The organism is Hydrogenophaga sp. SL48 (genome assembly GCF_021729865.1).
Classification (GTDB): Bacteria; Pseudomonadota; Gammaproteobacteria; order Burkholderiales; family Burkholderiaceae_C; genus Hydrogenophaga.
Genome location: NZ_CP063400.1, coordinates 2,627,539 through 2,640,801, shown reverse-complemented (window position 1 = coordinate 2,640,801; position 13,263 = coordinate 2,627,539). Strand labels below are relative to the sequence as shown.

Sequence of the window (13,263 nt, the reverse complement as noted above, 5' to 3'; positions counted from 1 at the left end):
GGGGGCAGCCAGTCTATGTGCGGTATCGAACACCCAAACGCCAGAGCTGCCCCTGAAATCACCCGCTGTTCCGGCTCAGGGCGCGGGCTGCAGGTCGATCACGGTGTAGGCGCCATTGACCTTGTCGACCGTGACCCGCACCTTGTCGCCGGCCTTGAGCGGGCCCAGCTGCGACGGGTCGCGCACCTGGAACACCATGGTCATGGGGGGCATCTCCAGGTTGGGGATGTCGCCGTGTTTCAACGTCACCTTGCCCGCGCCCACGTCCACGCGGCGCACTTCGGCGTCCACCATGGGCAGGCCGCTGGCCGGGGTCGCGGTGGTTGCCGGTGTGGTGACGGCCTGCGCCGCGTGGTGGTCGTGGTTCTGCGCCAGGCTGGGCAGGGCGGGGGACAGCAGCGCGAGGGCGATGACAAGGGTCTTCGGCATGGGGTGTTCTCCTGAAGATGGGGCGGCCATCAGCTGCGGAAATAGGACTGGTAGACGCGGGCGCTGCCGTTGGGCAGCACCAGCACCACGTCGTAGGGGTCTTTGCGGCCGCCGTATTCGGGGCCGTCCATGCCCGGGCTGCCCACCGGCATGCCGGGCACCGCGATGCCGATGGCCTTGGGTTTTTCGGTCAGCAGGCGGCGGATCTCGCGCGCGTTCACATGGCCTTCGACCACGTAGCCCCCGATCAACGCCGTGTGGCAGGAGCCGAACTGGTCGGGCAGGCCCAGGCGCTTGCGCACCGCGGTGTTGCCGGTCTCGAAGACCTGCACCTGGAAGCCGTCGCGCTGCAGGTAGCTGATCCAGTCCTTGCAGCAGCCGCAGTTGGGGTCTTTCCAGACCTGCAGCACCGGCAGGTCTTTGGCCGATGGCGTCGCGGCCCAGGCGGGCAAAGCGGTGGCGGCCAGCAAGGCCGGGGCGGAGAGGATAAGGGAACGTCGTTGCATGGTGTGCTCCTGAAAAAAATGGAATGGGTCAGGCGCGGGGCTTGACGCGGATGGTGCCGCGCATGCCCATCTCGTAGTGGCCGGGAATCAGGCAGGCGAACTCGAAGTCGCCGGCCCGGTTGAAGGTCCAGGTGATGTCGCCGCGTTTCCCGGCCGCCACGTGGGCCATGTAGGGCTCGTCGTGCTCCATGCCGGGGTGCTTCTTCATCATCTCGGCGTGCGCCTGCAGTTCTTCGGGCGTGCCGATCACGATCTCGTGCAGCACCTTGCCGCGGTTGGCCGCGCGCAGGCGCAGGGTCTCGCCCTCGGTGACATCGAGGTGGCTCGGGGTGAAGCGCATGTTGTCGCTCATGCGGATCTGAATGGTCCGTTTCGCTTCCGTCGGTTCGGCGGCGATGCCCCAGGGCTTCTGCTCCTTCACGACCGGCGCAGCGGCAGCGCCACGCTCGTGTTTCTCACCGTGGGCGCTGGCCGGGCGGTGCGCCAGCCAGGCGGCCAGGGGGGCGATGGCGAGCCATTGCTGGAAACGGCGGCGGGAGGTGGGGGTGTGTGTCATCGGTGTGGGTCCGTGTCGGTGGGTCTGGGTGTCAATGTGCATGGCCGCCACTGCCCTGGGGCTTGCGCACGGTGGCGCGGGTCGGCGCTGCGGCGGCGGGCTGCGGCGTGGTGGCGGGTGGCTGGACCGCCCGCGTGGTGGGGGTGGCCACCTCGCGCGCCTGCGTGCCGGGTGGCAGGGTGTACCAGCCCGGATCGCTGTAATCGCCAGCCTTCTGGTCGGCGCGCACCTTGAGGGTGGTGAACATGCCGCCCATCTCGATGGCCCCGTGGGGGCCGGTGCCGGTCATCATGGGGAAGGTGTTGGCGGGCAGCTCCATCTGCATCTCGCCCATGTCGGCCATGCCGCGCTCGCCCATGACCATGTAGTCGGGCGCCGTTTTCTGCAGGCGCTTCACCAGGCCGCTGTGGTCCACACCGATCATGGTCGGCACGCCGTGGCCCATGGCGCCCATGGTGTGGTGGCTCTTGTGGCAGTGCATGGCCCAGTCGCCCGGTTCGTCGGCGATGAACTCGATCTGCCGCATCTGGCCCACGGCCACGTCGGTCGTCACCTCGGGCCAGCGCGCGGTCTTCGGGACCGGGCCGCCGTCGGTGCCCGTGACCTCGAACTCGATGCCGTGGATGTGGATCGGGTGGTTGGTCATGGTCAGGTTGCCGATGCGCACCCGCACCCGCTCACCCAGCTTGGCCACCAGCGGGCTGATGCCGGGGAAGACGCGGCTGTTCCAGGCCCAGATGTTCTGCTCCAGCATGGTGTTGACCTGCGGTGTCATGCTGCCGGGCTCGACGTCGAAGGCGTTGAGCAGGAAGCAATAGTCGCGCTGCACGTCCTCGATCAGCGGGTGTTTCGCTTTTCCGTCGATCCTGGGGTGCGTGACCCAGAAGCCCATCATGCCCATGGCCATCTGCGTCATTTCGTCCGCGTGCGGGTGGTACATGAAGGTGCCGGGGCGCCTGGCCACGAACTCGTAGACGAAGGTCTTGCCCACCGGGATCTGCGGCTGGTTCAGCCCGCCGACACCGTCCATGCCGTTGGGCAGGCGCTGCCCATGCCAGTGGATGGTGGTGTGCTCGGGCAGGCGGTTGGTCACATGGATGCGGACCCGGTCGCCTTCCACCACCTCGATGGTCGGGCCCGGGCTCTGGCCGTTGTAGCCCCACATGTTGACCAGAAAACCGGGCGCCACTTCGCGCACCACGGGTTCGGCCACCAGGTGGAACTCTTTCACGCCGTTGACCATGCGCCAGGGCAGGGTCCAGCCGTTGAGCGTGACCACCGGGTTGTACGGCCGACCCGCGCCGGTGACGCCGGGCGGTGTCCAGGGCGCGGCGGTGTCGGCCGAGGTCTGTTGCACCGCTTCGGGCAGCGCGGCGAGCGCCACGCGGCTCACACCGGCGGCGGCCACGGCACCGAGCGCGGCGCCAGAGAAAAATTGACGTCTTTGCATGAGTCAGTGTCCTTGGGGGGCAGCGCCGGCGGGCGCCATGGTGGCGCTGGCGCCGGGGGGCTGGTAGGCACCGCCGGCGAGCAGCAGTTGCCAGTCGAGATGAGCGAGCCAGAAGTCGCGGCGGGCCTGGGCGGCCGCGGCCGTGGCGGCCAGGCGTTCGCGGCTGGCTTCCAGCAGGTCCCAGGTGCTTTGCAGCATGCCGTTGTAGCGCAGCAGGGTTTCCTGCTCCAGGGCGGTTTGCAGCGGCAGGATGACCGCGTGGGTCTGCTGCGCCAGCGCGTGCTGCGCCTGCAAGCGGCCCCAGGCTTCGCGCGCGGCCGAGCGCCGGGCCACCGCGGCGCTCAGCAAACCGGCCTCGGCCGACACCGCGCGTTCCAGCCCATGGTCGTTGGCGAGGCGGGTGTCGCGCAGGCTCAGCGGCGCGGTGGGCAGCGTGGTGGCATCGACGCCCGCGGCGCTCTCCTGCAACGCCCGGTCCCAGGCGGCGCGCTGTGCCGGGGTCGTGGCCTCGATGTCACGCACCGCGTCGATGCGCTGCAGCGCCAGGGCGGCGTCCTGGGCCAGCACACGGGCTTCGATGCCTTGGGCGTCACCCTCCAGTGTCGCGGGTGGCGCCGCCAGCTCGGCCGGCAGGCGCTGGTCGAGTTCGGCCACCGCGTGGCCCTGCCACAGGCCCAGCAGGCGGGCCAGCCGCTCGCGGGCACCCAGCGAGGCTTGTTGGGCTTGCAGCAAGGACGCCGTTTCCCGCGCCTCGGCAAGCTGTTCGCGCAGCAGCCGGGCCTGGCTCCAGTTGCCGGCCTGCACCATGCGTCGCCCGAGTTCGGCGGCGCTGCGGGCGGCGTCCAGCCGTGCCTGCTGCAGGCGCTGCGCCTGGCCAGCGGCGACCGCGTCCACCCAGGTGCGGCGCAGCTCGGCCACATGGGCCAGCAGGGCCCGGTGGCGTCCGTATTGCGCCAGGGCGCTGCCGCGGGGGCTGTCCAGCAGTTCGGGCCGCAGGCGCAGCGACTGGCGCAGCGCGTCATCGAGCGACAGCGGGCTGGGTTGGCCGGTGGCCTCGGCCGAGCCGCCGGTGTCCCTGGCCTCGGCGCGCAGGATGTCGATGTGCCCGCGGGGGAAGGCGGCCACACGTTCATTGGCTTCTCGCCACTGCTTCAGCGCGTCGGCCGGGTTGTCCGGCAGGGGCGGTGATGCCACGGGGGCGGGTCGGGCCGGCGCGGAGGCAACGGCCGGGGTGGGGGCGGCGGGGTCGGCGGCGCGCTGCGCTTCGGACACCGCCTGTGCACGGGCACCCATGAGCGGCAGGGCGAGCAGGCCCGCCCAGGCAAGATGGTGCAGCAGCGGACGGTGCCGCTGGAATGGGGTCATGGTCATCTCCTGAATTCACAAACCGGTGCGAACGCGGTCCCGCAGGGGGACGCGCGGACGCACCACGGGTGGGTGAGTTCAGGCGATGGGGGGCTTGTGGCCGCGCTGGAGCACGGCGCTGGCGAAGTCGCTGCGCTCGGGCGCCACGAGGGCCTGCGGCAGGGGCGCAGCGGCGGGCCCTGGGTGGGGGCCGGCGGTCATGGCCGGACCGTTGCAGACGTCGCACAGGGCGTGGGCCTGCTGTTCGTCCGCTGCGGCGTCTTCGTGACCGCTGGTGTCGGCCGCCGAGGTGTGCTCGGCGCAGTGCGCCGCGGTGCCGGGGGGAGATGGCATCGACACGGCCATGGCGTCACTCGCCCAGCCGCGCAGCGGGAGCAGGGCGATCAGAAAAATGAGCAGCCAGTGACGCATGCAGGGAATGATACCGGCGAGCGCCAGAAGTTCATTGCGGGACACGACCGGCGGCACCGGGGACGCAACGCCAGCGCGGCGCCAGTGGCGCTGGGTGTGCGGGCGGTCAGACCGGTCGGTGAGGAGACAGGCCGCCTTCCGGCGGTCTGGGGCCCTCAGTGCCCGAGGATCTTGGACAGGAAGTCCTTGCTGCGGTCGGTCTGCGGGTGGTTGAAGAACTCCTCGGGTGTGTTCTGCTCGACCACCTGGCCCTGGTCCATGAAGATCACGCGGTCGGCCACGGCCTTGGCGAAGCCCATCTCGTGCGTCACGCACAACATGGTCATGCCCTGGTCGGCCAGACCGATCATCACGTCCAGCACCTCCTTGATCATCTCCGGGTCGAGCGCCGAGGTGGGCTCGTCGAACAGCATGATCTTGGGCGTGAGGCACAGCGCGCGCGCAATGGCCACGCGCTGCTGCTGGCCGCCGGAGAGCTGCAGCGGGTACTTGTGGGCGTGTTCGGCGATGCGCACGCGCTCCAGCTGCACCATGGCCTTTTCAATCGCCACGTTGCGCGGCATCTTGGCCACCCAGGTGGGCGAGAGGATCAGGTTCTCCAGCACGGTCAGGTGCGGGAACAGGTTGAACTGCTGGAACACCATGCCGACTTCGCGGCGCACCTTGTCGACGCCCTTGAGGTCGTCGCCGACCAGGGTGCCGTCCACCGTGAGCTTGCCCTCCTGGTATTCCTCCAGCGCGTTGACACAGCGGATCAGCGTGGACTTGCCCGAGCCCGAAGGGCCGCAGATCACGACCTTTTCGCCCTTGGCGAAACTGAGGTTCACGTCGCGCAGCACGTGGTAGCCATTGCTGGCGTACCACTTGTTGACACCGGCGAACTGGATGATGGGGGCTTCTTGTTGGGTCATGAGAGGCTTTCGAAAAGAGACTCGACTTGATCGATGCGTGATGGATGGCGCGCGAGGGGATCTCGCCCAGAGGCACCGCCGGGCTGGCTTTGCCAGACGGCTGGTGACGCCCCCCTTTCAGGGGGGAGACGCGAAGCGGCGCAGGGGGTCATCTCACCTTGCTCACGGCGGTGCGTTTTTCAACCCACAGGCTGTAGCGCGACATGGCGAAACAGAACACGAAATAGATCAGCGTGATGAAGAAATAGGCTTCGAGCTTGAAGGGGCGCCAGTCGGCATCGGCGTTGAGCGCCAGGGCCAGCGCACCGGTCAGCTCGTACAGCGAGACGATGGTCACCAGCGAGGTGTCCTTGAACATCCCGATGAAGGTGTTCATGAGCGAGGGCACCACCATTGACAGCGCCTGCGGCAGCACGATCTTGCGTTGCGCCTGCCAGTAGCTCAGGCCCAGCGTGGCCGCCGCTTCGGTCTGCCCCTTGGGCAGGGCCTGCAGGCCGCCGCGCACCACCTCGGCCATGTAGGCGGCCGAGAACAGCGTGATGGCGATCACCACGCGGATCAGCACGTCCACGCTCACGCCTTCGGGCATGAACAGCGGCAGCATGAACGAGGCCATGAACAGCACCGTGATCAGCGGCACACCGCGGATCAGCTCCACGTAGAGCGTGCAGATGGTTCTGATGGCCGGCATGTGGGAGCGCCGGCCCAGCGCCACGAAGATCGCCAGCGGGAAGGCCATGGTCATCGACACCACGGTGAGCATCACGGTCAGCGGCAGGCCGCCCCACTGGTCGGTGTCGACCGCGGTCAGTCCGAGCACGCCGCCCTTCATGAGGATGAAATAGACCACCAGCATGGCCACCCAGATCGGGCCGAGCCAGCGGTTCCAGAAGCGCGGCATGCAGCTGATGCCCACCACGCCCAGCATCAGCGCGGTGGCGATCACCGGGCGCCAGTGCTCGGCCTGCGGGTAGCGGCCCATCACGATCAGGCGGCCCTTTTCGGTGACCACGCCCCAGCAGGCGCCGATGCCCCGCATGTTGTTGCAGGCCTCGAGGTGGGCGCCGAACACGGCGTTGAACAGCGCCCAGTCCAGGCTCTTGGCCACGGCCAGCACCACCACCGCCGCCACCAGCAGCGTCATGGCGCTGTTGAAGACGCTGGAGAACAGGTTGGCCCTGAGCCAGGCCACGGCACCGGTGCTCTTGCCCGGCATCGGGCGCGCAGGAATGTTCTGATAAATCTGTTGCATCTCAGTTCTCCACCGATCCGGTGTGCGATTCGCACCGCGTGAAAGGGCCCAACCGGGAGGCATCGCCGGGCCGGCTTGGCCGGACGGCCAGTGCCGCCCCCTTGAGGGGGTAGCGCGAAGCGCTGCAGGGGTGGTGTTTCATGCTCAGCGTTCCTGGATGGCGGCACTGGCGTTGAACCAGTTCATCAGCGCCGAGGTGATGAGCGAGAGCGCGAGGTACACCAGCATCACGATCGACAGGGCCTCGATGGCGCGGCCGGTCTGGTTGAGTGTGGTGTTGGCGATCGACACCAGTTCGGGGTAACCCACGGCCACCGCGAGCGAGGAGTTTTTGGTCAGGTTCAGGTACTGGCTGGTCAGCGGCGGGATGATCACGCGCAGCGCCTGCGGCAGCACCACCAGCCGCATCGAATGGCCCTTGTTCAGGCCCAGTGAAGCCGCGGCTTCATGCTGGCCCAGCGACACCGACGCGATGCCTGAGCGCACGATTTCGGCGATGAACGACGCGGTGTACAGCACCAGGCCCAGCAGCAACGCGGTGAACTCGGGGCTGAACACGGCACCGTTCTCGATCTGGAAATCGCCCTTCACGGGCAGGTCCCAGCCGGAGGGCGCACCACCCGCGAGCCAGCCCGCGACCGCGAGTCCGACGATCAGCGCCAGGGACACCCACAGCACCGGTTGTTGCTGGCCGGTCAGGTCGAAGTGCCGCTGCGCCTTGCGCGAGTACATGGCCGACGCGATGACGCCCAGCACGAGGCCGATGAGCGCCAGCGTCTGCCCCAGCTTCCACACCGGCCAGGGGAAGGCCAGGCCGTTCTTGCTCAGGTAGACGTGGCCCACCTGCCAGGCCTCTTCGAAGCTGGGCAGGATTTCGGTGAACACGATGTACCAGATCAGCAGCTGCAGGTAGATGGGCACGTTGCGGAAGAACTCGACGTAGCCGTAACAGAGCTTGCGCACCAGAAAGTTGGTGGAGAAGCGGCCGATGCCGATCAGGGTGCCCAGGATCGTGGCCAGCACGATGCCGATGACAGCCACCTTCAGCGTGTTGAGCAGGCCGATGGAGAACGCCGTCCAGTACGTGCTCATCACGTCGTACGGGATCACGGTTTCGCTGATGTCGAAACCGAACGGCTGACCCATGAAGTCGTAGCCGCTCTGGATGCCGCGTTCGCGCATGTTGCGCAGCGTGTTGCGCACCAGCAGCCAGCCTAGGGCCACCACCGACGCGATGGCGACGATCTGGTAGATGACGCTGCGGCCTTCGCGGCTGTTCCAGGACATCGAGCGCCGTTTTTTGGCGGGCAGCGGCCGCGCTTCAATCAAGGGCTGATGGGACATGGGAGGCAGTTCCAGAGTGAAAAGCTAAAAAAACGGCACAAGTGCCCTACGAAACCAGGTTCATAGAACACTTGTGCCTGCGGCGGCCAAGTGCCGGTGGGAACGGATCAGCGCAGCGGTGCCGCGTACATGAAGCCGCCCGCGCTCCAGAGGTTGTTCTTGCCGCGCGGCAGGTTGATGGCCGTCTTGGGGCCGACGTTGCGTTCGAACATTTCACCGTAGTTGCCCACGGCCTTGATCGAGCGGGCCAGCCATTCCTTGTCCAGGCCCAGGTGCTTGCCGAGGTCTTCGGTCGAGCCCAGCATGCGGCCGACCTGCGGGTCGGTGCTGGTCTTCATCTGGTCCACGTTGGCCTGGGTGATGCCGTATTCCTCGGCTTCGATCAGGCCGTTGAGCACCCACTTGCTGATGGCGAAGAACTCGTCATCACCGCGGCGCACCATCGGGCCCAGGGGTTCCTTGGAGATCAGGTCGGGCAGGATCACGTGGTCGGCCGGCACCTTGGCTTCCTTGGCGCGGATCGAGGCCAGGCCCGAGGCGTCGGTGGTGTAGGCCTGGCAGCGGCCGGCGAAGTAGGCGCCGGTGGAGGCTTCCAGCTTCTCGAACACCACGGCCTTGATGTTGAGCTTGTTGGCGCGGGAGAAGTCGGTCAGGTTTTTCTCGGTGGTGGTGCCGGACTGCACGCACACCGTGGCGCCCTTGAGCTGTTTGGCGCTGGTGATCTTGCCCTTGTTGACCAGGAAGCCCTGGCCGTCGTAGTAGTTCACGCCCACGAAGTGCAGCCCCAGCGAGGCGTCGCGCGACAGGGTGTTGGTGGTGTTGCGCGAGAGCACATCGACCTCGCCGGATTGCAGGGCCGTGAAGCGCTGCTGGGCCGTCAGGGGCACCCACTTGACTTTGGTGGCATCGCCCAGCAGGGCGGCTGCGACGGCCTTGCAGTAGTCCACGTCCAGACCCGTCCAGGCGCCGTTGCTGTCGGCGGCGGAGAAGCCCGCCAGACCCACGTTCACACCACAGACCAGCTGTCCACGCGCCTTGATGGCGTCCACGGTCTTGCCCGCGTGGGCGGGCAAGCTCACCAATGCCGAGGCTGCGCCCAGGCCCAGCACGGCCAGTTTCAGTGCATTCAATTTCATGGTTTCTCCGGTTCTCTGTAGAGGTTGATCGTCAGGTTGCGCCGCACCAGAAAGGGGCGGTTTGCACCCGCAGGGCGACTGTATTACCGCCTTGCGGGCCGGGACATCGGGGTTTACGTGGGAAAACTATGCGAAGAATGTATGACCGCATCGCTCCACCACCGACCACCGGTCCGAGGCCATCCCATCAGCAGGTTCCATGCCAGCGCCCCCGCCCGGCAACCCGTCCCAAGAGCGACAACCCTGCTGTGCTTTTCGCAGCACCCGACCGTATGCTGTGGCCGGAAACCCATCAGGAGACAAGCCGATGCCATCCCCCTCCGCTCCGCCGGTGCCGTCCGCTGCCGTCCGGCCGCACCACCGCTTCTGGCCCAAACGCCTGCCGCACCGCATCACCCCGCCGGCCACCTCGCTCTGGCACAACCTGGTGGTGAACGCGCAGCGTTACCCGGACAAACCGGCGCTGGTGTTTTTTGACCAGAGCACCAGCTACCGCGAACTGCTCGAACAGGCCGAACGCCTGGCGGCGCACCTGCATTCGCAGGGCGTGCGTTCGGGAGACCGCGTGATCCTGTTCATGCAGAACTGCCCGCAATGGATCGTGGCGCATTACGCGATCCTGCGTGCCAACGCGGTCGTGGTGCCGGTCAATCCGATGAACCGGGCCGAAGAGCTCAAGCACTACATCACCGACCCGGACGTGAAGGTCGCCATCAGCGCGGCCGACCTCGCGGGCGACCTGCTGCAGGCCAACGCCGCGCTGCCCGAGGCGCAGCGCCTGACGCACCTGGTGGTGGCGCACTACCACGACGCCATCGGGCCGCAGGCCGAGATTCCACCGGCCTGGACCGACTGGCTGGCCGCGCGCCATGCCTTGCCCGCCATGCCCGGCGGCACGGTGGCCGACTGGTCCGAGGCCCTGGCCTGCACCGTGGCGCCCCCGCCGCACGACCGCCAGCCCGCCGACCTGTGCGTGCTGCCCTACACCAGCGGCACCACCGGACTGCCCAAAGGCTGCATGCACACCCACGCGAGCATCATGCACAACGCGGTCGCGGGCTGCCTCTGGGCCGGCAGCACGGCCGAGAACGTGTCGCTGGTGGTGGTGCCCATGTTCCACATCACCGGCATGGTGGTGGGCATGCACGCCGGCCTGTACGTGGGCGCCACGGTGGTGCTGATGCCGCGCTGGGACCGCGACCTGGCCGGGCGCCTGATCTCGGCCTGGAAGGTGACCAACTGGAGCAACATCCCCACCATGGTGATCGACCTGCTGGCCAGCCCGCGCTTTGACCAGTACGACCTCTCCAGCCTGCAGTTCATCGGGGGTGGTGGCGCGGCCATGCCGCAGGCGGTCGCGCAGCGCCTGTTCGAACAGTACGGCTTGCGATACGCCGAGGGTTACGGTCTGACCGAAACCGCTGCGCCTTCGCACAACAACCCGCCGGACGCGCCCAAGCAGCAGTGCCTGGGCATCCCGTTCATGAGCGTCGAGGCGCGTGTGGTGGACCCGGAGACGCTGCAGGAAATGCCCCAGGGCGAGGCGGGCGAGATCATCATCCGCGGCCCTTCGGTCTTCAGCGGTTACTGGAAGCGACCCGAGGCCACCGAGGCGGCCTTCATTCAGTTCGAGGGTCAGCGCTACTTCCGCTCCGGCGACCTGGGCCGGGTGGACGAGGACGGTTATTTCTTCATCACCGACCGCCTGAAACGCATGATCAACGCCAGCGGTTTCAAGGTCTGGCCGGCCGAGGTCGAGGCGCTGATGTTCCGTCACCCGGCGATCGCCGAGGCCTGCGTGATCAGCACCAAAGACGGCTACCGCGGCGAGAGCGTGAAGGCCGTCGTGGTGCTGCGCGATGCCGCGCGTGGCCAGACGAGCGAGCAGGACATCATTCACTGGTGCCGCGAGAACATGGCGGTCTACAAGGCGCCGCGCGTGGTGCAGTTTGTCGATGCGCTACCCAAGAGCGGCAGTGGCAAGGTGATGTGGCGGTTGCTTCAAGAGAAAGAACCCTGAATAGAGACACCCCCGCCGCGCTGCGCGCGACCCCCAAGGGGGCGATGCGAGTGGCCCGGCGGAGCCGGTTCCACCGCATCCTGGGTTCAGGCATATTGCGCCGGAAGCTGTCCCCCCGCATTTTTCCACGCTTGAACGCAAAACCGCATGGTCACCCCCCTCGCATCGCTGCGCCGCCTCTGGCAACCGCGTCTGCCCCTGTTCTGGCTGGTGGTCGTGCTCAACCTGATGTCGTCGGCGATGACCTCGGCGTTGTACGTGCTGCAGCCCACCGGTGCGATGCGGCTGCTGCTGACCCTGTTCGCCCTGCTCAATACCCTGGCGGGCTGGTGGCTGCTGGCCCGCCTCTGGCGCGAGACCGCTCCATTGGAGAAGGACGAAGGGGCCTGATCAGGCGGCCGGCACGATGTGCCGGTAGGCGTGCCAGGTGGCATGCCCGATCACCGGGCCGGCGATCAGCAGCCCCAGGAACGCGGGCAGCATGGCGATCACGATGATGCCGGTGATGAGTGCGCCCCAGAACAGCATGACCCCCGGGTTCTGCAGGCAGGCGCGGATGCTGGTCAACCCCGCCGACACGGCGTCCACCTGGCGGTCCATGATCATCGGGATGGAGATCACGCTGGTGACGAAGATCAGGCTGGCGAAGACCCCGCCGACCACGCAGTAGGTGATCACGAAGCCGATGTTTTCCGGGTCGAGCAGCATGGCCAGCAGGTTGGCCTTGTCGGGCATGGTGTTGAAGCTCACCGCGAACACCACCAGGGCCGCGCGGCCCCAGAGCATTTCAAGGATCAGCAACACGCCGGCAAAGATGGCCATGGTGCCGCGCGTCGGCCGCCAGGCTTGCAGCGAGGCGCGCAGGGACGGGCGGTGGCTGTGCGTCTGCATGGCCTTGCTGGCGTCGTACAGGCCCAGGCACAGGAACGGACCCATCAGGAGAAAGCCGGCGCTGAGCGCCAGCAGGTACTCGGGCGCCGTCTGGAACAGCGCCAGCAGCGCGTGGCCCATGATGAAAAAACACAGGCCGTAGAACAGGCCGATGCGCGGGCAGCGCTTGAAATCGGCCCAGCCCAGCCGGAGCCACTGCAGGGGGTCGGTCAGTCGCAGGGTGGCGAGCTGAAGCGAGAGCACCGACGGGCCGCGCGTGGCCTCGTCGTCGGGTGCCTGCTCGGCGTTGTCTGCCGGTGCGTGCTCGTCGGCAGCTTCGGCGGCGTGTAGGGCTTCTGCCATGGGTGTCTCCGGTTGGGGAAACAATATAACCATTGACAAATATCACGCCGCCATGGTTTACCCCATGAGGGGGTGGGGTTTTTCTCGGCGCCAGGGCGATGCGGCTGGCGAGGTGTTCAGTGCAGGGCCTGGGCGGTGTGGCCGCCCGCCGCCCGCCTCGGGGCAGCATCGCCGGTGCCGGTGGGCTCACGCCGCATGTGCAGGGCCAGGGCCGCGTCGAGCGACTGGGTGTGTTTGGCGAACCAGACCGCCAGTTCCCCAGCCATTTCGCGCACCTCCGCCAGCCGGCCTGCCTGGGCCATGACCAGCCCTTCGCGCAACACGTTGAGCACCACCCGGTGCTGCAGGATGTGGTTCTCGGCGGACGCGAACCGGGTCTTTCGCATCCACGCGTCCTCGCGGCCGAAGTGCTGGACCGTGTGCTCCACCACCGCGCCCCAGGCTTTCGCCAGAGCGGCGTCGGGCGCGCTCTGGGCGAACGCGAGCAGGTCCACGAACTCGCGGTGCACCGCGTCCATGGGTTCAAAGTCCAGCAGCAAGGCATCGGACCATTCAACGGTGTTCATAGCGGTCTCCTTGGCAATGCCTGCAGCTTGACATTGCGCGCACGCGGTCGTTTTGATCCAGCGCAGAAACTGCGAAGGCGATGG

General features: G+C 67.6%; 14 protein-coding genes. 2 read left to right on the top strand and 12 right to left on the bottom strand.

Annotation, left to right across the window (positions count from 1 at the left end):
- Positions 1-75 precede the first annotated feature (75 nt).
- From IM738_RS12490 to IM738_RS12445, 10 genes are all read right to left on the bottom strand, one after another.
- Positions 76-429, bottom strand: a complete 354-nt coding sequence (locus IM738_RS12490) for a copper-binding protein (RefSeq protein WP_236966177.1) — start codon at positions 427-429, stop codon at positions 76-78.
- 29 nt (positions 430-458) lie between these two features.
- Positions 459-935, bottom strand: coding sequence for a DUF411 domain-containing protein (locus IM738_RS12485; protein ID WP_236966176.1), 477 nt, complete (start codon positions 933-935; stop codon positions 459-461).
- A gap of 28 nt (positions 936-963) precedes the next feature.
- Positions 964-1,491, bottom strand: a complete 528-nt coding sequence (locus IM738_RS12480) for a cupredoxin domain-containing protein (RefSeq protein ID WP_236966175.1) — start codon at positions 1,489-1,491, stop codon at positions 964-966.
- Positions 1,492-1,522: 31 nt separating this feature from the next.
- Positions 1,523-2,941 (bottom strand): multicopper oxidase family protein, encoded by a 1,419-nt coding sequence (locus tag IM738_RS12475; RefSeq protein WP_236966174.1) that lies wholly within the window; start codon positions 2,939-2,941, stop codon positions 1,523-1,525.
- A gap of 3 nt (positions 2,942-2,944) precedes the next feature.
- Complete coding sequence (locus IM738_RS12470; protein ID WP_236966173.1) at positions 2,945-4,306, bottom strand: TolC family protein; 1,362 nt, start codon at positions 4,304-4,306, stop codon at positions 2,945-2,947.
- A gap of 78 nt (positions 4,307-4,384) precedes the next feature.
- Positions 4,385-4,717 carry a hypothetical protein gene (locus IM738_RS12465; RefSeq protein WP_236966172.1) on the bottom strand — a complete coding sequence of 111 codons (333 nt, stop codon included), beginning with the start codon at positions 4,715-4,717 and terminating at the stop codon, positions 4,385-4,387.
- Positions 4,718-4,872: 155 nt separating this feature from the next.
- Complete coding sequence (locus IM738_RS12460) at positions 4,873-5,628, bottom strand: amino acid ABC transporter ATP-binding protein (protein ID WP_236966171.1); 756 nt, start codon at positions 5,626-5,628, stop codon at positions 4,873-4,875.
- 148 nt (positions 5,629-5,776) lie between these two features.
- On the bottom strand, positions 5,777-6,880 hold the full coding sequence (locus tag IM738_RS12455) for an amino acid ABC transporter permease (RefSeq protein WP_236966170.1): 1,104 nt from the start codon (positions 6,878-6,880) through the stop codon (positions 5,777-5,779).
- 144 nt (positions 6,881-7,024) lie between these two features.
- Entirely contained in the window at positions 7,025-8,224 is a 1,200-nt protein-coding gene (locus tag IM738_RS12450) for an amino acid ABC transporter permease (RefSeq protein WP_236966169.1), read from the bottom strand.
- A 107-nt stretch (positions 8,225-8,331) separates the two neighbouring features.
- Positions 8,332-9,360 carry an amino acid ABC transporter substrate-binding protein gene (locus tag IM738_RS12445; protein ID WP_236966168.1) on the bottom strand — a complete coding sequence of 343 codons (1,029 nt, stop codon included), beginning with the start codon at positions 9,358-9,360 and terminating at the stop codon, positions 8,332-8,334.
- A 307-nt stretch (positions 9,361-9,667) separates the two neighbouring features.
- On the opposite strand from IM738_RS12445, the gene IM738_RS12440 reads away from it, so the two are divergent.
- Positions 9,668-11,380 carry a long-chain fatty acid--CoA ligase gene (locus IM738_RS12440; RefSeq protein ID WP_236966167.1) on the top strand — a complete coding sequence of 571 codons (1,713 nt, stop codon included), beginning with the start codon at positions 9,668-9,670 and terminating at the stop codon, positions 11,378-11,380.
- A gap of 147 nt (positions 11,381-11,527) precedes the next feature.
- Positions 11,528-11,770, top strand: coding sequence for a hypothetical protein (locus IM738_RS12435; RefSeq protein ID WP_236966166.1), 243 nt, complete (start codon positions 11,528-11,530; stop codon positions 11,768-11,770).
- Here the strand turns inward: IM738_RS12435 and IM738_RS12430 are convergent, their stop codons facing one another.
- On the bottom strand, positions 11,771-12,613 hold the full coding sequence (locus tag IM738_RS12430; RefSeq protein WP_236966165.1) for a DUF2189 domain-containing protein: 843 nt from the start codon (positions 12,611-12,613) through the stop codon (positions 11,771-11,773).
- A gap of 116 nt (positions 12,614-12,729) precedes the next feature.
- Positions 12,730-13,179 (bottom strand): bacteriohemerythrin, encoded by a 450-nt coding sequence (locus IM738_RS12425; RefSeq protein WP_236966164.1) that lies wholly within the window; start codon positions 13,177-13,179, stop codon positions 12,730-12,732.
- Positions 13,180-13,263 lie beyond the last annotated feature (84 nt).

Bases quoted from the DNA above. Each gene is read 5' to 3' on its own strand.
- IM738_RS12490 (WP_236966177.1), bottom strand. From the start codon at position 429: ATGCCGAAGACCCTTGTCATCGCCCTCGCGCTGCTGTCCCCCGCCCTG.
- IM738_RS12485 (WP_236966176.1), bottom strand. From the start codon at position 935: ATGCAACGACGTTCCCTTATCCTCTCCGCCCCGGCCTTGCTGGCCGCC.
- IM738_RS12480 (WP_236966175.1), bottom strand. From the start codon at position 1,491: ATGACACACACCCCCACCTCCCGCCGCCGTTTCCAGCAATGGCTCGCC.
- IM738_RS12475 (WP_236966174.1), bottom strand. From the start codon at position 2,941: ATGCAAAGACGTCAATTTTTCTCTGGCGCCGCGCTCGGTGCCGTGGCC.
- IM738_RS12470 (WP_236966173.1), bottom strand. From the start codon at position 4,306: ATGACCCCATTCCAGCGGCACCGTCCGCTGCTGCACCATCTTGCCTGG.
- IM738_RS12465 (WP_236966172.1), bottom strand. From the start codon at position 4,717: ATGCGTCACTGGCTGCTCATTTTTCTGATCGCCCTGCTCCCGCTGCGC.
- IM738_RS12460 (WP_236966171.1), bottom strand. From the start codon at position 5,628: ATGACCCAACAAGAAGCCCCCATCATCCAGTTCGCCGGTGTCAACAAG.
- IM738_RS12455 (WP_236966170.1), bottom strand. From the start codon at position 6,880: ATGCAACAGATTTATCAGAACATTCCTGCGCGCCCGATGCCGGGCAAG.
- IM738_RS12450 (WP_236966169.1), bottom strand. From the start codon at position 8,224: ATGTCCCATCAGCCCTTGATTGAAGCGCGGCCGCTGCCCGCCAAAAAA.
- IM738_RS12445 (WP_236966168.1), bottom strand. From the start codon at position 9,360: ATGAAATTGAATGCACTGAAACTGGCCGTGCTGGGCCTGGGCGCAGCC.
- IM738_RS12440 (WP_236966167.1), top strand. From the start codon at position 9,668: ATGCCATCCCCCTCCGCTCCGCCGGTGCCGTCCGCTGCCGTCCGGCCG.
- IM738_RS12435 (WP_236966166.1), top strand. From the start codon at position 11,528: ATGGTCACCCCCCTCGCATCGCTGCGCCGCCTCTGGCAACCGCGTCTG.
- IM738_RS12430 (WP_236966165.1), bottom strand. From the start codon at position 12,613: ATGGCAGAAGCCCTACACGCCGCCGAAGCTGCCGACGAGCACGCACCG.
- IM738_RS12425 (WP_236966164.1), bottom strand. From the start codon at position 13,179: ATGAACACCGTTGAATGGTCCGATGCCTTGCTGCTGGACTTTGAACCC.